This window comes from Bacillus sp. Au-Bac7 (genome assembly GCF_021341655.1).
Lineage (GTDB): Bacteria > Bacillota > Bacilli > Bacillales > Cytobacillaceae > Niallia.
Genome location: NZ_JAJTTG010000005.1, coordinates 44639 through 61567 on the forward strand (window position 1 = coordinate 44639; position 16929 = coordinate 61567).

The 16929-nt window shown below is 39.7% G+C and carries 21 protein-coding genes; 9 read left to right on the forward strand and 12 right to left on the reverse strand.

The annotated features are described in order from the left end of the window. Nucleotides 1–112 precede the first annotated feature (112 nt). Nucleotides 113–487, forward strand: coding sequence for a hypothetical protein (locus LXM54_RS17125; protein WP_233316470.1), 375 nt, complete (start codon nucleotides 113–115; stop codon nucleotides 485–487). Between the two features lie 42 nt (nucleotides 488–529). Here LXM54_RS17125 and LXM54_RS17130 read toward each other — a convergent pair whose 3' ends face one another. Beyond that, nucleotides 530–730 (reverse strand): hypothetical protein, encoded by a 201-nt coding sequence (locus tag LXM54_RS17130; RefSeq protein WP_233316471.1) that lies wholly within the window; start codon nucleotides 728–730, stop codon nucleotides 530–532. A gap of 201 nt (nucleotides 731–931) precedes the next feature. Here LXM54_RS17130 and LXM54_RS17135 point away from each other — a divergent pair, with 201 nt between their 5' ends. From LXM54_RS17135 to LXM54_RS17145, 3 genes are read left to right on the forward strand one after another with little or no spacing between them, the layout of a single operon-like run. Then, nucleotides 932–1705 (forward strand): SDR family oxidoreductase, encoded by a 774-nt coding sequence (locus LXM54_RS17135; RefSeq protein ID WP_233316623.1) that lies wholly within the window; start codon nucleotides 932–934, stop codon nucleotides 1703–1705. Nucleotides 1706–1758: 53 nt separating this feature from the next. Further along, a complete protein-coding gene (locus tag LXM54_RS17140; RefSeq protein ID WP_233316472.1) occupies nucleotides 1759–2280 on the forward strand; it encodes a hypothetical protein in 522 nt (173 codons plus the stop codon). 1 nt (nucleotide 2281) lies between these two features. After that, nucleotides 2282–3310 (forward strand): alpha/beta fold hydrolase, encoded by a 1029-nt coding sequence (locus LXM54_RS17145; RefSeq protein ID WP_233316473.1) that lies wholly within the window; start codon nucleotides 2282–2284, stop codon nucleotides 3308–3310. A gap of 47 nt (nucleotides 3311–3357) precedes the next feature. Here the strand turns inward: LXM54_RS17145 and LXM54_RS17150 are convergent, their stop codons facing one another. After that, a complete protein-coding gene (locus tag LXM54_RS17150) occupies nucleotides 3358–4860 on the reverse strand; it encodes a leucyl aminopeptidase (protein ID WP_233316474.1) in 1503 nt (500 codons plus the stop codon). Nucleotides 4861–5152: 292 nt separating this feature from the next. Between LXM54_RS17150 and LXM54_RS17155 the strand changes: the two genes are divergently transcribed. After that, nucleotides 5153–5629 (forward strand): divergent PAP2 family protein, encoded by a 477-nt coding sequence (locus tag LXM54_RS17155; RefSeq protein ID WP_233316475.1) that lies wholly within the window; start codon nucleotides 5153–5155, stop codon nucleotides 5627–5629. 38 nt (nucleotides 5630–5667) lie between these two features. Here the strand turns inward: LXM54_RS17155 and LXM54_RS17160 are convergent, their stop codons facing one another. Beyond that, complete coding sequence (locus tag LXM54_RS17160; protein WP_233316476.1) at nucleotides 5668–6360, reverse strand: 3D domain-containing protein; 693 nt, start codon at nucleotides 6358–6360, stop codon at nucleotides 5668–5670. A gap of 253 nt (nucleotides 6361–6613) precedes the next feature. Then, nucleotides 6614–6979, reverse strand: coding sequence for a HesB/IscA family protein (locus LXM54_RS17165; protein ID WP_233316477.1), 366 nt, complete (start codon nucleotides 6977–6979; stop codon nucleotides 6614–6616). A gap of 236 nt (nucleotides 6980–7215) precedes the next feature. On the opposite strand from LXM54_RS17165, the gene LXM54_RS17170 reads away from it, so the two are divergent. Further along, a complete protein-coding gene (locus LXM54_RS17170; RefSeq protein ID WP_233316478.1) occupies nucleotides 7216–7896 on the forward strand; it encodes a DUF2225 domain-containing protein in 681 nt (226 codons plus the stop codon). Nucleotides 7897–7937: 41 nt separating this feature from the next. Here the strand turns inward: LXM54_RS17170 and LXM54_RS17175 are convergent, their stop codons facing one another. Next, a complete protein-coding gene (locus tag LXM54_RS17175) occupies nucleotides 7938–8177 on the reverse strand; it encodes a YuzB family protein (protein ID WP_233316479.1) in 240 nt (79 codons plus the stop codon). A gap of 214 nt (nucleotides 8178–8391) precedes the next feature. Between LXM54_RS17175 and LXM54_RS17180 the strand changes: the two genes are divergently transcribed. Further along, entirely contained in the window at nucleotides 8392–9483 is a 1092-nt protein-coding gene (locus LXM54_RS17180) for an NAD(P)/FAD-dependent oxidoreductase (RefSeq protein ID WP_233316480.1), read from the forward strand. 65 nt (nucleotides 9484–9548) lie between these two features. Here the strand turns inward: LXM54_RS17180 and LXM54_RS17185 are convergent, their stop codons facing one another. Then, a complete protein-coding gene (locus LXM54_RS17185) occupies nucleotides 9549–9875 on the reverse strand; it encodes a YuzD family protein (RefSeq protein ID WP_233316481.1) in 327 nt (108 codons plus the stop codon). 166 nt (nucleotides 9876–10041) lie between these two features. Here LXM54_RS17185 and LXM54_RS17190 point away from each other — a divergent pair, with 166 nt between their 5' ends. Beyond that, complete coding sequence (locus LXM54_RS17190; protein WP_233316482.1) at nucleotides 10042–10278, forward strand: NifU family protein; 237 nt, start codon at nucleotides 10042–10044, stop codon at nucleotides 10276–10278. 43 nt (nucleotides 10279–10321) lie between these two features. Here LXM54_RS17190 and thrB read toward each other — a convergent pair whose 3' ends face one another. From thrB to yutH, 4 genes are all read right to left on the reverse strand, one after another. Further along, entirely contained in the window at nucleotides 10322–11239 is a 918-nt protein-coding gene (gene thrB / locus LXM54_RS17195; protein WP_233316483.1) for a homoserine kinase, read from the reverse strand. Further along, nucleotides 11236–12297 (reverse strand): threonine synthase, encoded by a 1062-nt coding sequence (thrC, locus tag LXM54_RS17200; RefSeq protein ID WP_233316484.1) that lies wholly within the window; start codon nucleotides 12295–12297, stop codon nucleotides 11236–11238. The genes thrB and thrC overlap by 4 nt, the downstream gene beginning before the upstream one ends. Next, complete coding sequence (locus tag LXM54_RS17205; RefSeq protein WP_233316485.1) at nucleotides 12297–13592, reverse strand: homoserine dehydrogenase; 1296 nt, start codon at nucleotides 13590–13592, stop codon at nucleotides 12297–12299. The genes thrC and LXM54_RS17205 overlap by 1 nt, the downstream gene beginning before the upstream one ends. Nucleotides 13593–13843: 251 nt before the next feature. Then, nucleotides 13844–14851: a spore coat putative kinase YutH gene (gene yutH / locus LXM54_RS17210; protein ID WP_311315875.1), complete on the reverse strand. Its 1008-nt coding sequence runs from the start codon at nucleotides 14849–14851 to the stop codon at nucleotides 13844–13846. A 284-nt stretch (nucleotides 14852–15135) separates the two neighbouring features. Here yutH and LXM54_RS17215 point away from each other — a divergent pair, with 284 nt between their 5' ends. Next, nucleotides 15136–15621, forward strand: a complete 486-nt coding sequence (locus tag LXM54_RS17215) for a phosphatidylglycerophosphatase A family protein (RefSeq protein WP_233316486.1) — start codon at nucleotides 15136–15138, stop codon at nucleotides 15619–15621. Nucleotides 15622–15668: 47 nt separating this feature from the next. Here LXM54_RS17215 and LXM54_RS17220 read toward each other — a convergent pair whose 3' ends face one another. Together LXM54_RS17220 and hepT are read right to left on the reverse strand one after the other, a co-directional pair. Next, nucleotides 15669–16436: a TIGR01457 family HAD-type hydrolase gene (locus LXM54_RS17220; RefSeq protein WP_233316487.1), complete on the reverse strand. Its 768-nt coding sequence runs from the start codon at nucleotides 16434–16436 to the stop codon at nucleotides 15669–15671. Nucleotides 16437–16470: 34 nt separating this feature from the next. Continuing rightward, complete coding sequence (gene hepT / locus LXM54_RS17225; protein WP_233316488.1) at nucleotides 16471–16908, reverse strand: type VII toxin-antitoxin system HepT family RNase toxin; 438 nt, start codon at nucleotides 16906–16908, stop codon at nucleotides 16471–16473. Nucleotides 16909–16929 lie beyond the last annotated feature (21 nt).

Consider the following 16929-nt stretch of genomic DNA (forward strand, 5'->3'; position numbering starts at 1 on the left):
GTGCTTTTTTTATTACGCCAAAGGACATAAAAGTGCCTAAAGTGTACATATGAAAAACTGGATAGGAATACGATAAAGTAGCCACTAACAGAAACCGATTGGAGTGAATAATATGTTAAGACCTTCTCATCGTGTTTATCCTTATCAGCCAATTCCCATTCACCCATATTTGCATTATCCTTATCCCATTCGTCAGCTTCCGGAAGTAAAGCCAGATCAGTTTGTTAAAAGTGCGCAAAGCAGCATGGCCCTGTTAACAGATGCAAATACACTTATAACAAGATTCCAATCAAGAGATTATGCAAGAAGAGTTATGCAAGCAGCTCAAGCCTCCAATTCCAGCGCTGTAAATGAATTACTTCGCACAAGCGGAATAAAAAACCTCCCAAAAATTAAATATAATCCGGATGGAATCACACTTGATTTTGACAATAAGAATGCTCCTCCATGCTGTTATTTAACATTGAAGCTGCGCTGGAGTGAATAATAAAAAAAAACTCCCGCATACAAATAATGCGGGAAAATACTTTTAATAATAAGGGTATGGGCCGTACGGAGCTGGACCATATGGAACCGGTCCATAAGGGACTGGCGGTCCATAAAAATAAGGTCTTGGTCTAACTAGCGCACCTCCGACTGCTCCTCCTACTAATCCACCTATTAATCCACCAACTAATGGTGCTCCAAAGAAAATTCTTGAATCTTGAGGACGATATCTATATCCATACATATGCACGCATTGCCTCCTCTTCTTTATTTGTAGCAGTATACTCTATTACATATGCATCTGTCCCTCTTTTGGACTGGGCAGCCGCCTTCCCTGTAAAAATTCTCCCTTAATAGGCTTGGGGATTATCATTATTTTTCGCACCTTTCACCCACTGCTTGTTTATACTATAGGGAAAAAACTTGAACTACAGGAGGCAAGGGCATAGAGATGAATGAGTTGTTTGATCTAACAGGCAAAACAGCTATTGTAACAGGCGGGGGACGAGGGTTAGGCAAAGAGATGGCCGCTGCATTAGGCGAAGCAGGTGCCAACATTGTTATTTGCTCAAGAAAGCTAAGCAACAGCAGTGAAACAGTCGAGTTTCTTAAAGAAAAAGGTATACAGGCATTGGCACTTTCTTGTGATGTTTCGAATCAAAAGGATATCGATCAGGTTATCGCAAAAACTGAAGAACAGTTTGGCTCCATAGACATTCTTGTTAACAACAGCGGCACTTCCTGGATAGCACCTACATTAGATTATCCGGAAGATAAATGGGACAAAGTGATGGATGTAAATGTTAAAGGAACCTTTTTGTTTTCCCAAGCTGCTGCCAAAAAAATGCTGCAGCAAAAAAGCGGAAAAATTATCAACATCTCCTCTGTTACAGCTAACTTCGGCACACACCCTCTTTTCTTAGATGCAATTGCCTATAATACGAGCAAAGGTGCGATTATAACTCTAACTAAAGAACTAGCAGTAAAACTAGCTCCGTATAATATCCAAGTCAATGCAATTGCTCCGGGCTTTTTCCCAACAAAAATCACTTCTGTATTAGAGAAACATGAAAAACAGCTATTGATGAAGATTCCAGCACATAGAGTCGGCCATTCCAGTGACTTAAAAGGGTTGACACTATTATTGGCAGGCATAGGTTCGGACTATATAACAGGACAGACTATTGCCATAGATGGCGGTTTGTCATCCATGCTCTAAGCTTTGCAAGGGTGTGACAAATCTGATATTTGAAAAAGAAAGGATGTTAACAAATGGGTCAGGTTACATTAGATGTATATGATTTACTCAAAAAGGGAGGAACCTTCCTTCAGTTTAAAATTAACAATATGATTCAAAATCAGCTCAACCATTATTCATTAATCAATGTTGCAAAAACACAAACAAATGCCCTTACAAAAAAGATAAAAAAACTTCAACAATATACAGAACAAACAGCTGCTGTTTTAAATTTCCCTACTAAGACAGACCTGTCTAATGCCACACAGCTTATCCTGCAATCAGAAGAAAAAATCGACAATATTGACGACCAGCTTTATCAAATTACAAAAATGCTTCATGAAATGAAAGAGCTTGTCGCAAAGATTGCATTAAGCAATCATGAATCAATGGATGCTCCACTTTCTGCAAGCTTAAGTGAAGAAATTGCCAAACAAGAAGAGGAGATTGCCACACTTCAACAAGAGATGCTGCAAGTTAAACAAAAAATGGCCGAACAAAAAGAGCAGCTGATTATAACGGAAACACCTTCTGTTGATCCTTACAAGGTGAACTGATATGGTTTTAAAACGATTCTCTCATTTTTTGGATGCACTTTCGGAGGATGAAATACCTGTCGGCCTCTCTGAGAAATATCCAATCTGGAAGAAAAACAAAGCAACCCTCTGGTATTATCCTTCTAAACATAGAAAGTTTAAAGAACCGATTTTCTTGATATATTCTGTCGTTAACAAAGCATATATTTTAGATTTAGCTCCATCACTCAGTCTGATTGAGGCATTTACAAATGCTGGATATGACACCTATTTAATTGACTTTGGCACTCCAGGTTTCGAAGATCGCAATACTACAATTGATGACTATATTACGAAATATATTGAAAAAGCATACACAAGAGCACTGCGCCATGCTTGCACAAACGAGATGACAGTTATTGGCTTTTGCCTTGGAGGGACATTGGCAACCGTTTTTGCAGCTATTACCGATCAAAAAATAAAAAACCTTATTTTAGCTGTATCTCCGATTGACTTCTCCCAATTTCCTATCTTTGACAAATGGCAGAAAGCCTTGCGCGACGGGGAAGTGAAAGTAGATGATTTTATTGATACCATTGGAATGGTACCGCCTGATTTCATTAAATACGGAACAAGGCTTATCGTTGCTCCTGTATCATACAGTCACTATCTGGCATTATTAAACCGCAGTGATGATCCAAAATACCGGGAAAAATGGCTGCGGATGAACAAATGGACGCTTGATCATATCCCGCTCCCTGGCAAAGCCTTTAACCAGCTCATGAACGACTATGTCCGCGATAACAAGATTGTTGAAGGCGGTTTAGAAGTTAACGGAATTCCTGTTGATTTTCGGAATATTACTTGCAACCTGCTTGTTTTTTCAACCAAATATGATCCACTTGTTCCGAGTGAATTGTGCGAGCCGATCATGGATCTTGTGGGAAGTGAAGACAAGACATTCATCCTGTTTGAAGGCGGGCATGCATCGTTAGTTGCCAATAAATCTATGCCTTTCCCAATGGAGGATTGGCTACTCAACCATTGCACTCCAGTTGATGATGATTGTTAAAATGCTAAAAAGCTGCATCCCTTTGGATGCAGCTCTTTTAATATTTTTTATCCCTCTTGATTAAATCTTTCAACCAATAGCGCTAATGTTCTTGTCATAACACCTGTTGCTCCTGCTTTCTGCAGTTCTGAGCTGTTATTTGTATAAGAAGTACCGGCAATATCAAGATGTACCCATGGTGTTCCTTCTGCAAACTCGCCAATAAAAGCACCTGCCACAATGGCATGTCCTTCTCGTCCAGGAGAATTGTTCAAATCAGCAACCGGGCTGTTTCTGACTCTTTTCTTATGGCTTTCAAATATCGGCAGTCTCCAAATAGGCTCTCCTGCTTCATAAGATGCTTCTAGCACTTGTTCAAACAGAGCTTCATCATTTGTCATTGCACCAGTTGTTTCCATACCTAGTGCAACAATCACACCGCCAGTTAATGTTGCTACATCCACTAAATAACCTGCACCGTGTTGCTTCGCATATGTGACAGCATCAGCAAGCACGAGACGGCCCTCTGCGTCTGTATTTAATACTTCAATAGTTTTGCCGCTCATCGAAGTGATAACGTCATCTGGCTTAAAAGCAGAACCGCTGATCATATTATCTGTTGAAGCAATGACAGCAACTACATTTTGTTCTGGCTTAAGCTCTCCAATGATTTCCATTGCGCCAAGAACAGCAGCCGCACCGCCCATATCTGTTTTCATGCCGACAATCCCGTCCTTCGGCTTAATAGAATAACCGCCCGTATCAAAGGTGACTCCTTTTCCTACAAGACCGATTACATCTGTCCATTCTTCTTTGCCCTGATACTTAAGGACAATCATTTTTGGCGGTTCGGTCGAGCCTTGATTCACTGCAAGAATAGCTCCCATTCCAAGCTTGAGCATATCCTCCTTCTCCAGAATCTCAACCTCAAAGCTGTATTTTTCTCCAAGCTGCTTTGCATACTCAGCCATATCAGTAGCTGTCAGCATGTTACCAGGCAGGTTGACAAGTGTTCTCGCAGAGTTAGTTCCCTTTCCGTATGTATAACCTACAATTGCAGCAGCACGTACTTCTTCTTCGTCTGTTGCGCTGTAGAGAATTACTTCCTCAATCTTTTTCTCTGGCTCATTGGATTTTTGCTTATAGCCTTCAAACTCGTATGTAGACAATGCTAATGCTTCTGCTAATGCATGGGAATTGTCAAGAGCATCTAGAGTTTCCGTCACAAAGGATTCTACAAAAACGGCTGCTTGCTGATACTTAGCTTTAGAAAGCTCTTGAAATACAGCTCCATAAATTTCCTGCACTTCATGGAAGGTAAGCTCCTTTTGTTTTCCTAACCCAGCAAAAACAATTCTTTTTGCGCCAATTTTACCGAATGTATGCACAATATGTATGTGTTTTTTCTTTGCAGACAGATCGTTTTCCTTCAGCAGATTAGTTAATTCTCCTCCAAAGACTTCATCAAGCTCTGCTAATTTACCTTCCAGTTTAATAGACTTTTCAAACAATCCAATTACTATACATTCTAATTTATCTGTAAAGTTCCATTCTTGTTTAAAGTTAAACATATATTTTTCTTCCTCCATTCTGTTGCTGCTTCTTTTCTATTATAGCGGACTGCGAGATATTTCGTATAGCTAATTAGTTTTCTTCCCAAGATAATATTGCTTTTTAAGTAGAACTCCAGTAATTTGGTTATGTTATAATAAGAGAAAGCAATATCTTTCAATTAACACTATTTCCATAATTATTGACTTTTATTATTGGATTGGAAGGACTTGCTTTTCAAAAAGATTTAATTTGCTGCAATACGGGTAGTGTTTTATTTTAGAGAGAATACATAACCTTGAGGTGATTTTTTTGGATCTGCTTATCAATTTTCCTTTTTTAGCAAGTCTTGCAGCAATTTTCTTCGCTCAGTTTGTTAAGGTCCCAATTACTTTTTTTGTTACAAAAAAAATTGACTGGTCCTTGCTTACAAGCACAGGAGGCATGCCAAGTTCTCATTCAGCTGCAGTAACAGCACTCTCAACAGGCGTTGCCTTAGAAACTGGCGCTGATTCCCCGATTTTCGCCGTGTCAGCTATCTTTGCGATCATTACTATGTTCGATGCAACTGGTGTTAGACGGCAGGCTGGGGAACAAGCAATAGTGCTGAATCAGCTGGTGGATGATTTCAATAAATTTGTAGATGATGCTAAGGGCTGGCAGCAAAAGCCTGAACAGCAAAAGAGAAAGCAGTTGAAAGAGCTCCTCGGACATAAGCCGATTGAGGTTTTCTTTGGAGGACTTACCGGGATAGCTTTAACACTCATTCTCGATTTAATTTTTCACTAAAAAAAGTTCCACGGAGAAATCTCCTGTGGAACTTTTTTTTATTTGCTTTCTGCACTTGTGTATTGCTGGCGGAAAACCTGCATAGATTTCGCTTCATTAAACGCTGTTAATGTTTTCTCTGTCAGTTTCCCTTTGCCCATTTCCACTATGTATACGTCTACTGTTTTCTTGCCCCATTGGCTATATACGTCGTCTACTGTTTCATAGTATAAATCAAGCTTATTCCCTTTGATGGCAGAGCCAGTGTCTGCAACAACTCCAAATCCATAGCCTGGGATAAATAGCACGGTCCCGATTGGGAATACACTTATATCTGCAGCAATCGTGCTGTATAAATCACGCTTCACCTTTACACCAGAATAGGTGATGCCAAATGACGGATGACTAGGGTTTTTTCCTGTTGATTCAAAGCCAGCCGTATAACCAGTAGCCACAACTTGTTTCTTTGGATATTGGGACCAATCTCTTTCTTCAAGCAAAGGCGGATTGCCTGTTACCTCTGTACTAGAAGATATTTGTGTGCTTGCTGCAAAAGCTTCCTTCAAATTCTTAATTCCAAATCCAATCTTTTTAAATGTATGATCTAAATAAGAATCATCCTCTGTTTCATTACTGTCTGAAAGATGGAATGAGCTCGCTTGTACTCCTGAAATGGATTGAAATGTTGTTAGTAGTGCTGCAATGAAAAGTAAGGTCATTCCGACCCTTCTAAAAATTTTTTTACTTGTCATATTTTTCAACTCCTCCAAAACTATTCATTTCCCAAAATGGAAACAATTATTCACAAATAGTTTAAAAGAGAAGCCATTTACCTAGTAAATTAACAAAAATTTCTATAAAATCCCGGTTTTTCACTAGTATAATTTGGTTAACAGCCGCCTATTTATCTTTTTCTGCACTCTTTTTTAGGTATTTTACATATTTTAAGAGGAGATTTAAAAGAGAAAAAAACTGCCTCTTCCATTCGGAAAAGGCAGTTTTTGTTTAGCACTCTTCAGGCGTACCTGCGTTAACTGCTGTGCGGAAAGAGGAACCGCATCCGCAAGATGCGATGGCGTTCGGGTTGTCGATTGTGAAACCGCCGCCCATTAAAGATTGTTTATAATCAATTTTTGTGCCTTTTAAGATGGCTGTGTCATTCTTATCAACAAGCACTTGAATACCGTGCTGCTCTGTTACATAATCATTTTCTTCTTTTTCAGGTGCAAAGCCCATTCCGTAAGAAAGTCCGCTGCAGCCTCCTCCTCTGATTGCAACCCTAAGATAAGAGCCTTCCTCTTCGTTGTCTTTCATCATTTCTTTAATTTGCAATGCTGCCGCATCTGTAATATGAAGTACTTCTTCTGTCATAATAAATCCTCCCTTTCTGATGTTTCTTCTTCCTTATATTATATACCTCGCGACAAAACTACTCAACTTGTGCAACTCACCAAATATATACCAATTAATTGCAGAAGCATGACAACTGTTATTTGATAATATTATTAATTTTTTAAATAATCGTTACTTTAATAGGTAATTATCCTTAATGTTATGTATAATAGTAGTATAAATTAACTAAATTATTTTTGGAGAGGTATGAGAAAATGACCACCATTGAACCTCTTTATGATAAAAATTGTCTATGTCCATTATGTACCACCTCTTTTACAACAAAGAAGCTGCGTTCCCGATTTATTAAAGCAAAAGGGTTTGATTCTGACTTTTTTCCATTTTATGAAGAACATAATCCGCTTCTTTATTATGTCAATGTCTGTCCTGCATGCGGTTTTGCGTTCGCAGATCAAGCAGAGGTCCGTTTAAATGAAGCAGAAAAAGCAATCTTAACAGAAAAGATTTCAAGCCAATGGAATCCGCAAAACTTTGGAGAAAGCAGAACGATAAGAGACAGTGTAAAAACATATAAACTTGCTGCATATGCTGGGATTCTAAGACATGAGAAGCATATTTTGATAGCTGGTTTATACATAAGACTGGCATGGCTTTATCGAATGCTGGAGGACGTAAACGAGGAAACTCGCTTCATGAAGCTGGCGTTATCTGAATACGAGCTGTCTTATTCAACCGGAGACTTCAGAGGAACTCAAGTTTCTGAAATAAAGACACTATATTTAGCAGGTGAGCTTTGCAGAAGAACAACAAAAACAGAACAAGCTGTTAAGTATTTCTCAAAAGTAATCGAACAGCAAAGCAAAACGATTGAAAAAAATATTATCAGTCTCGCAAAAGATGGCTGGCTAAAAATCAGAGAGCTGCAAAAAGCTTAAAAGCAGGCGAGTTTCGCCTGCTTTGTCTGTGTTCCTTCTATTTAAAACATCGGATTTTCTTCTATATGCTTGTACACATTCTGAACAAGCTCTTCAGGTGTTTCACCTGTCACCATTTCTCCGTCTACAAGGGCAAATAAAGATTCCCCGCACTGTCCGCACATGCCTAAACAGCCATAATCTATTACATCCAGTTTATCATCCTGCTCTAATTGGAGCTTTGCCGGTTCTGCCCCGGATGCTAGATTGCTTAAACAAAATTCAATAATCGGTTTAAACAATATAATCACCTCTTCAATAACACATATACTAACTTTTTTTATTTTATTTATCAAGCTTAACAGTATGTTTGTTATTTCTTCTTCAATTAAGAATAAACCGCCTAATCCTCATAATATACTTAAAAATAGTTAAGGATAAAATGCTTCGAAAAAGTTGTATATATTAACAACCTTTGTTCAAATACAATATGAATGTCCTTTTTAGGGAGGTTTTATGAAAAAACTAATTATACTTGGAGGCGGCTATGGCGGCATGATGCTGTTGTCCCGCCTGATTTCTAATCTGCCATATAACATAATGGTTATCCTTATTGATAGAGCCCCTTACCATTTTTTAAAGACAGAATACTATGCTTTAGCCGCAGGCACCGTCACAGATGAGCATATTAGGATTCCCTTTCCTAAACATCCCCAAGTTTCCATTCTAAATGCAGAAGTAGCAAGTATTGATTTACCATCACATAAAGTGAATCTCGTAAATGGAGAAAGTATCGTTTACGATGATTTAGTTATTGGCTTAGGCTGCGAGGATAACTATCATGGCATAACAGGAGCCGATAAGTTTACACACAGCATTCAAACGAGAAGCCGCTCACAGATGACTTACTCAGAGCTTAATCTATTGGCGGAGGAATCAAGGGTTGCTATCATCGGCGGAGGCTTAAGCGGGGTGGAGCTCGCCTCTGAAATTGCGGAGAGCCGCCAAGATTTGCATGTTACCTTGTTTGACCGGGGAGATACAATCCTTTCATCATATCCTTCGAAGGTAAGCGATTATGTGGAGAAGTGGTTTGGAGAACGAAATGTGGAAATAATCAAAAATTCCACTATTACCTTAATTGAAGAGAATACGGTATACAATAATGGAGAGCCTTATCCCTTTGACTGCATTGTTTGGACTGCTGGCGTCAAGCCGAACAAAATAGTTCTCGATCTTTCGGCAGACAAAGATAAAAAAGGGCGAATACTTCTCACCGATCATCATCACTTGCCTGATGATGACAAAGTATTTGTAGTTGGAGACTGCGCGAGTCTTGGCCTGCCACCGAGCGCCCAGCTCGCAGAAAAACAGGCTGTGCAAATAGCTGCCGTTTTGATTGCCCGTTGGAAAGGAGAGAGACTTCCTTCCTTTCCAACGCTGAAACTGAAAGGGGTGCTGGGCTCACTTGGAAAAAAGCATGGATTTGGGCTTATTGCCAACACTGCATTGACTGGCCGTATTCCGAGAATTTTAAAGCACGGGGTATTATGGAAAGATAAAAATAAAAAAAAAAGTTACTTCATTCAGCCCAAAAATCGCGGCTGAAGCGATGAGGCTTTGAGCCTTTTGAGGCTGACGAGACAACATCTCTTCAGCCTGTTTTCTTTGGATTATTGTGCGCTATTGTATCCGTACCTTTCAAACTCCTCATAAATCCGTTTCAGCTTCGGATTGCCTTCACCAATTATTTCATCGTCAATTACGACAACTGGATAGAATAAATCTTCTTCAATGACCCTTTTACAAAAGGCGTTTTTATCCTCATCATAATTAGCTTCAAAGATATCATAATAATGAATCTTGAAATCTTGATCAGGGAATTTCCTTTTAAGAGCAGCCTGCAGCCACTCATATGTATCCTTTGAAGAAGGGAGATTCACACAGCTCGCACAAATTTGTTCTGCACCGTAAATGCTTATTTCTAATTCTCTTTTCATTTTTCTTCCTCTCTTTCCTGTTTAATTCACTCATTGAAGTGTTGACATTATTGTCTCAGGAAGAGACAATGCAATATGAAATAATGTTTAGGTGTTTTCATGTTTCTAGAATAGATTTTTCTCTTTAATGTGATTATAATAAATTATAGGAAAGGAGTCGATATGAATGGCAGAATTAGAAATGAGAGAACAAGTACAGGAAGTACTAGATAAATTACGCCCATTCCTTCTTAGAGATGGTGGGGATTGTGAATTGGTAGATGTGGAAGACGGCATCGTAAAATTGCGTTTGCTTGGAGCTTGCGGAAGCTGCCCAAGTTCGACAATCACGCTAAAAGCTGGTATTGAGCGCGCTCTTTTGGAAGAAGTTCCAGGGGTATATGAAGTAGAGCAAGTATTCTAATACAACTTTAATAGCTAAAAAGGGCAGCCAATGGCTGCCCTTTTTATATATTGCTGTATGCTTTCCCTTTTACTTCCACACCATTCTTATCAATTTGCACGGGAAGATAATTCATATCAGGCAAAAGCTCCTTCAGTCCAGCGGCAACCGCTTCTGTCTTCCCTGTTTCAATGAAACATAAGACTGTTGGACCTGCACCGCTTAAGGCGACACCGTATGCCCCTAATTTCTGAGCATGCTGTTCTATTATCTCCAGATGCGGGACAAGCTCCTTTCGATACGGCTGATGATATTTGTCCAGCGCCATCATCTTGCCGGCAAGCTTGTTGTTGCCTGTCAGCAATGCGGCCACAAGAAGATTGGAAACAGCACCTGCTGCAACTGCTTCTGCAAATGGCATCGATTTAGGGAGCACATCTCTTGCTGATTTCGTAAGAAGCTCTTCATTCGGTATAACGGCCAGCAATTCCAATTCTACTGAATGGATTACTTCCACATCTGCCTCGCTTCCAAGCTGACATCCAACCACAAGGCCGCCAAATATGCTTGCACCGACATTATCCGGATGCCCTTCCATATTGGTTGCGATGGTAAATTTCTCTTCCTCTGTCAATTGAAGCTCACCTAAGGAATCGGCAAGCTCTATTGCAGCAACAATTGCCGACGCACTAGAACCGAGACCTCTAGCCAGCGGAATTTCGCTTGAAACGCTTACCCTGCAAGGCGGCAATTCTTTATTGTAGCTTTTGGCTACTTGTATAGCTGTTGCGATGATAAAGTTGCTTTCATCTGACGGAAAAGTCTTCAATTTTTCTGAGAGCGGTATTACCTCCCATTTTTCTGCTGGAGAAGCTTCCACAATCAAATATAGGCTCAGAGCCATGCCAAGGCTGTCAAATCCCGGTCCAAGATTTGCCGTACTTGCTGGAACCTTGATTTGAAGCATCTCACTTTCCATCATATATGAACGACTCCCTTAATATGAGCCGCCACTGCCTTTTCATCGTTCGGCAGAACAACAGGCTTAATTGGACTTACATCTATAGCTGTGTTCGGATCTTTTAAGCCATTTCCTGTCAGTACAGCAACGATCTTGCTGCCTTTAGCAATCTTACCGCTTTGCAAATGCTTGTAAACTCCAGCGATAGAAGCACAAGAACCAGGTTCTGCAAATACGCCTTCTTTAGCTGCAATCGTACGGTAAGCAGCGATGATTTCTTCATCTGTTACTTCATCAATAATACCTTCTGATTCCTGCTGGGCTTGTACAGCCAGCTTCCAGCTCGCCGGATTTCCAATGCGAATTGCTGTTGCGATTGTTTCCGGATTTTCAAACACACGATTATGGACGATTGCTGCTGCTCCTGCTGCTTCAAATCCATGAATCTTTGGCAGTCCTGTTTGTTTTGCTTCGTTATATTCCTTAAAGCCTTTCCAGTAGGCGCTAATATTGCCTGCATTTCCGACTGGAATTGCCAAGATATCAGGTGCTGTGCCAAGCTGGTCACAAACTTCAAATGCAGCTGTTTTCTGGCCTTCTAATCTGTATGGATTGACAGAATTCACTAGCGCAACTGGTTCTGTTTCGCTGATTTTCCGAACCATTTGCAATGCTTGGTCAAAGTTTCCTTCAATCGATATAATCTCAGCACCGTACATAACAGCTTGAGCTAGTTTACCCATCGCAATTTTACCTTCTGGAATTACAACGATACAGCGCATGCCTGCACGAGCTGCATATGCTGCAGCTGCAGCCGATGTATTTCCAGTAGAGGCGCAAATAACAGTGGAATTGCCTTCCTCCTTAGCTTTAGCGACAGCCATCACCATGCCTCTGTCTTTAAATGAACCAGTCGGGTTTGTACCTTCTGTTTTTACATACAGCTCTACTCCCCATTCCTCTGAAAGCTGTTCAAGCTTTATTAAAGGAGTGTTCCCCTCATTTAAAGTCAGACTTGGTGTGTTATCGTTAATTGGCAAATAATTTTTATATTCTTCAAGCAGGCCTTTCCATCTCATTACTTAGTTCCTCCTTCTACACGGTAAGAGCTTTTTACTGTACGGACAGATGATAAGTCTCTTAATTGAATTAGTATATTTTCATAGTTTAACAAGGATGCATGATGCGTAATTAAGACTATTTCTGCCATGCCTTTTTCTTTTACAGGCAATTGCAGAATCTTTTCAAAGCTCACACCATTTTTGGAGAAGATTGATGTAATTTCAGCAAATACACCTACTGCATCTTCTACTTGCAGACGAAGGAAGTATTTGGAGTACATTTCGTCCGGTTTCTTCAAGTTCTTTTTAAATTGTGGTGTAATAGCGGTTTTTCCGTTTACACCCAATCTCATGTTTTTTAGGACATTCACTAAATCAGAAACGACTGCAGTTGCTGTCGGCATGCTGCCGGCACCAGGCCCGTAAAACATCGTTTCTCCTACTGCTTCACCGTATACATAAACAGCATTAAATTCATTGTTGACTGCCGCTAGCGGGTGACTGTCAATTAAGAAGGCTGGCTGTACGCTCACTTCTACTTTTCCGTCCTGTCTATGGGCAAAACCAATCAATTTCATCGTATAGCCAAGCTGCTTGCCATACTGAATGTCTTCTTCCGTGACCTGAGTAATCCCCTCAACCTTCACATCTTCAAGGCTGATGTTCATAGAAAAGCCTAATGTAGCCAATATCGTCATTTTCCGAGCTGCATCAAGACCTTCCACGTCAGATGTCGGATCGCTTTCGGCGAATCCGAGTCGTTGTGCTTCTTCCAAGACTTCGTCGTACGCTTTTCCTTGCTTAGTCATTTTTGTCAAAATAAAGTTTGTCGTTCCATTCACGATTCCCATCAGTTTCGTAATGTGGTCTGATGCTAGGCCATCGACAAGTCCTCGAATGATAGGAATCCCGCCAGCAACGCTTGCTTCGTAGAATAAATCACAATTATTTTCTGAGGCAACTTGTAAGAGGCGCGCCCCGTAAACAGCCATTAAATCCTTGTTAGCTGTTACAACGTGCTTGCGATTTTTAAGGGCTTGGAGCAGCCTTTCTTTTGTCTCCTCTACGCCGCCCATCACTTCAATAATCACATCTATTTCTGGATCATTCAGAATCTCATCTGGATTTGTTGTTAACATGTCAGTTGCAATGGATACATCCCGGTCTTTATCTATATTTTTTACAAGTATCTTTTTTACTTTGACGGGACAGCCGATTTGGTGCATGATTTTATCTTGGTGATTTTCTATGATTTTTACAACACCTGTGCCGACAGTGCCCAATCCAAGCAGTCCAATTGATATTGTCTCCAATTTGCTATTCCCCCTAAGATGTTCTCTTTAAAAAAACAACTGTCTTTGTATAGTAGACATTATAGTGTTAGATCTGATTTTTTACAAGAGGTGAATTATATATTCTTTGAAAATTTATTCAACTCTTATTTTTGTCATTTTACTGTTTTTTCTATTATAAAGTAATTTGTAAGAAAAAGGGGAACTATTTTGGACAAGAATACCCGGCTAGAAAGCGAGCCGGGGAAAGGGTAATTGTATAAAAAGGAAGGTTAATAAAGCCAGCTTAATGTGGGGATTTTTGATTTTTTGACAGGTGCTTCAACCATCTCAAAAAAAACGCGCAGGAACTCCTCTGAATCCTTTGACTGATTTAAATATTTCTTTAATTGATCCTCTAAATAATGCCGTTGTGCCTCACTTGAGCTTGAATAATAATTTTCGACACACTCCACAAAATGAAGAGGAAACAGCAATCTCGCATAGATCAGCCTCCAGGAAAACGGGCTTAATGGTGCAATGCTTTGATAGTCATTGTAAAAATTTCGAACATCCCGATAATAGGTTTTAATATTAAGAAAATATCTTTCTCTTGTCCATTCTGCTAAATCTCTGCCGCAATGATCGAATACCCAATCAAATGGATTCTTTACATAATACTCTCCCATCCATGTTGATTTCATGAAACGGTTATGGCAAATCGTCCCGCTGTCAATCGGTGAAGGTTCATCATCAAGCTCTGTATCGACCAAATACTGAATCGCATTTTCAGAAACTCCCATATAATATGGAAATGCCTCGAGAAACAATTTATCAAATTCGCTTTCAGGTTCCTGGTACATCTTTGTATTCCAAAAGGCCTCCATCTGGTCAATCCTCTTTTCCCACAAACCTTTCCATTGTCCCATTCGCGAAATTTTCTCGACACCAAATTGGACCGATCTGCCCCGATAATGAAACTTTCCTAATTTCCTTCCTAATTGCTTTGATTGAAAAGGCTGAACATGCTCATTCAGCATAATACAGTACGCCTGTCCTTCCACCTCTTCTCTAATATTGCCATCCTTTGATTCCAGAAATGTCCCAACTCTGTAATCACCCAAATTTGTCATATGATTTACAAGCTCATGAAGCTCTAATATCTCTTCATCCTCTTTGTTGTCTACTGGTATAAGCGTATACAGCTTGCCATCCTTTCTGCAGGCTTCATAGTGACCAAACCTCATTTCATCTGTGACCTCTACGCCATAATGACTGTGTAAGATTTTCCGAATCATCATACTCCTCCTTTTCAAAGAACGAATCTGCAAAACACCTTATAAGAAAATATATGTCGTTAAGTGATAATCTTGAGTTTTTTCTTTTATAACCTGTTGCTAAAGAAATTTTCAGTAAAGAATGACACATACCTTTATAGAAGTCCTACATATACTAACAAGTATACAGCTATTATCACAGCCTGCCTTTTACGCAATGCTCGGTAAAGCGTACAGCCAATATTGGCATAGTAAGCAATGATGACCACTGTGTTTAGATAGTGAATACAATTAGAAAAGGTGATAATATGTCAGATATTACAGAAAAAACAGCGAGAAAATGGCTTCACGAGCGCGGAGTTACCATAGAAGATATTGGAGAACTAGTTTATTTATTACAGGAAAAATATCACGAGAATTTAGAAATGGCTGAATGTATCCATAATGTAGAGCGTGTATTGTCCAAAAGGGAAGTACAAAATGCCTTGTTAACTGGCATACAATTAGATGTGCTTGCAGAAAAGAAAATGCTCGAGGCACCGCTTCAAGCCATTATCGAAAGTGATGAAAGTCTTTACGGCGTTGACGAAGTACTGAGCTTTTCCATCGTAAATGTATATGGCTCAATCGGCTTTACTAATTACGGATATGTAGATAAATTAAAACCTGGCATCCTTAAGAAGCTTAATGATAAATCGACAGGGAAATGTCATACTTTTTTAGATGATATAGTTGGTGCTATTGCTGCGGCAGCATCAAGCAGGCTGGCACATAGTGTCAGGGGTGAAAAATAGATGAAAATAAAAAAGGAAGAACACACTAAGTGCTTCTTCCTTTTTTGTTATTCCCACTCAGAAAGACTGTTAACGGAATATGTAGGTTTTTGCTCATAAGTGGCTAAATGCTCTGCTGTTGTGACACCAGAATGAACTAACAATGTATCAATTCCTGCATTTACCCCAGCTAATATATCGGTATGATAATTATCGCCTACCATAATAGCCTCATTCTTATTTACGCCAAGCAGTTTCAATGCTTGTTCCACGATGATTGCCTCTGGCTTGCCCATATTAAGTGGGGCTGTGTTTGTTGAAACTGTTATGACTGATGTAAGGGCACCGTTTCCAGGAAGAAGTCCCCTCTCCGTCGGCAAAGCTGTATCACCGTTTGTGATAATGTATTTAGCTCCGCTGCGGACAGCAAGACATGCCTGCGCCAGCTTTTCATACGTGATTTGCTGGTCCATGCCTGCTACTACATAATCAGCCTCTTCATGGTTAGCCAGTATTTGAATGTCTTTTTCTGTAAGTGCATGGCGCAAGCCTTCTTCACCTATCATATAAACACTTGCTGATTTGTTCTGTTCGTATATATATCCAGCTGCAGCCATAGCGGAAGTAAACACTTCCTCTTTTTTTGCAGGTATGTGGAAATCTCTTAACTTTTGGGCTACTTGCTCTGGTGTTTTTGTCGAGTTGTTCGTCACATATAAATATGGGATACCAAGGGCAATTAAGCGTTTGACAAATTCAGCCGCTTCTTGAATTACTTCTGTCCCTTTATACATAGTCCCATCTAGATCGATTAAGTATCCTTTATAGTTTTTCATGAATATAAAAGCCCTTTCTATTCCATTTATCATCCTAGTTTTTGAAGGCAGTAACTGGACCGAGTTCATTAATCAAGTAGTTTTTAACAGATAACGAGAAGGATTCAACAGAAGGTATTCCCTTCTCCAATGCTTCCCTGACAATCTCATGAGAGATATTCGTATAATCATGCACCAGTGTTTTTCTCAAACCTAGCAGCTCTTTAATTTCACCTGCAACGCTAACTGAAAGTACTTTTTCGTCAGTAAGAATTTCCATAATATCCTCATAGCTGCCTGGATCTCGCATGATAAAACCGTCAATCATACTGTTGCCGACATCAAGCATTGCCTCAATCATCATATGTGCAAGTCTTTCTAATGCCAATTTCTCAAGTTTGGATTCAAACGAATCCTGTTCTTTAAACATCTGAACCAATTGCTGTAAATATTGTAATTGCTGCCCGATTTTTTCCCGATCCACAAAATACATTTGAATGCCTCCTTCAATTTT

What these genes read in the sequence shown, in the direction of transcription:
- LXM54_RS17215 (WP_233316486.1), top strand. Translation starts at nt 15,136, where the DNA reads ATGTCAGATATTACAGAAAAAACAGCGAGAAAATGGCTTCACGAGCGC.
- thrC (WP_233316484.1), bottom strand. Translation starts at nt 12,297, where the DNA reads ATGAGATGGAAAGGCCTGCTTGAAGAATATAAAAATTATTTGCCAATT.
- LXM54_RS17125 (WP_233316470.1), top strand. Translation starts at nt 113, where the DNA reads ATGTTAAGACCTTCTCATCGTGTTTATCCTTATCAGCCAATTCCCATT.
- LXM54_RS17185 (WP_233316481.1), bottom strand. Translation starts at nt 9,875, where the DNA reads ATGAAAAGAGAATTAGAAATAAGCATTTACGGTGCAGAACAAATTTGT.
- LXM54_RS17140 (WP_233316472.1), top strand. Translation starts at nt 1,759, where the DNA reads ATGGGTCAGGTTACATTAGATGTATATGATTTACTCAAAAAGGGAGGA.
- LXM54_RS17165 (WP_233316477.1), bottom strand. Translation starts at nt 6,979, where the DNA reads ATGACAGAAGAAGTACTTCATATTACAGATGCGGCAGCATTGCAAATT.
- LXM54_RS17150 (WP_233316474.1), bottom strand. Translation starts at nt 4,860, where the DNA reads ATGTTTAACTTTAAACAAGAATGGAACTTTACAGATAAATTAGAATGT.
- LXM54_RS17180 (WP_233316480.1), top strand. Translation starts at nt 8,392, where the DNA reads ATGAAAAAACTAATTATACTTGGAGGCGGCTATGGCGGCATGATGCTG.
- LXM54_RS17190 (WP_233316482.1), top strand. Translation starts at nt 10,042, where the DNA reads ATGGCAGAATTAGAAATGAGAGAACAAGTACAGGAAGTACTAGATAAA.
- LXM54_RS17160 (WP_233316476.1), bottom strand. Translation starts at nt 6,360, where the DNA reads ATGACAAGTAAAAAAATTTTTAGAAGGGTCGGAATGACCTTACTTTTC.
- LXM54_RS17145 (WP_233316473.1), top strand. Translation starts at nt 2,282, where the DNA reads ATGGTTTTAAAACGATTCTCTCATTTTTTGGATGCACTTTCGGAGGAT.
- LXM54_RS17170 (WP_233316478.1), top strand. Translation starts at nt 7,216, where the DNA reads ATGACCACCATTGAACCTCTTTATGATAAAAATTGTCTATGTCCATTA.
- thrB (WP_233316483.1), bottom strand. Translation starts at nt 11,239, where the DNA reads ATGATGGAAAGTGAGATGCTTCAAATCAAGGTTCCAGCAAGTACGGCA.
- yutH (WP_311315875.1), bottom strand. Translation starts at nt 14,851, where the DNA reads ATGATGATTCGGAAAATCTTACACAGTCATTATGGCGTAGAGGTCACA.
- LXM54_RS17130 (WP_233316471.1), bottom strand. Translation starts at nt 730, where the DNA reads ATGTATGGATATAGATATCGTCCTCAAGATTCAAGAATTTTCTTTGGA.
- hepT (WP_233316488.1), bottom strand. Translation starts at nt 16,908, where the DNA reads ATGTATTTTGTGGATCGGGAAAAAATCGGGCAGCAATTACAATATTTA.
- LXM54_RS17220 (WP_233316487.1), bottom strand. Translation starts at nt 16,436, where the DNA reads ATGAAAAACTATAAAGGATACTTAATCGATCTAGATGGGACTATGTAT.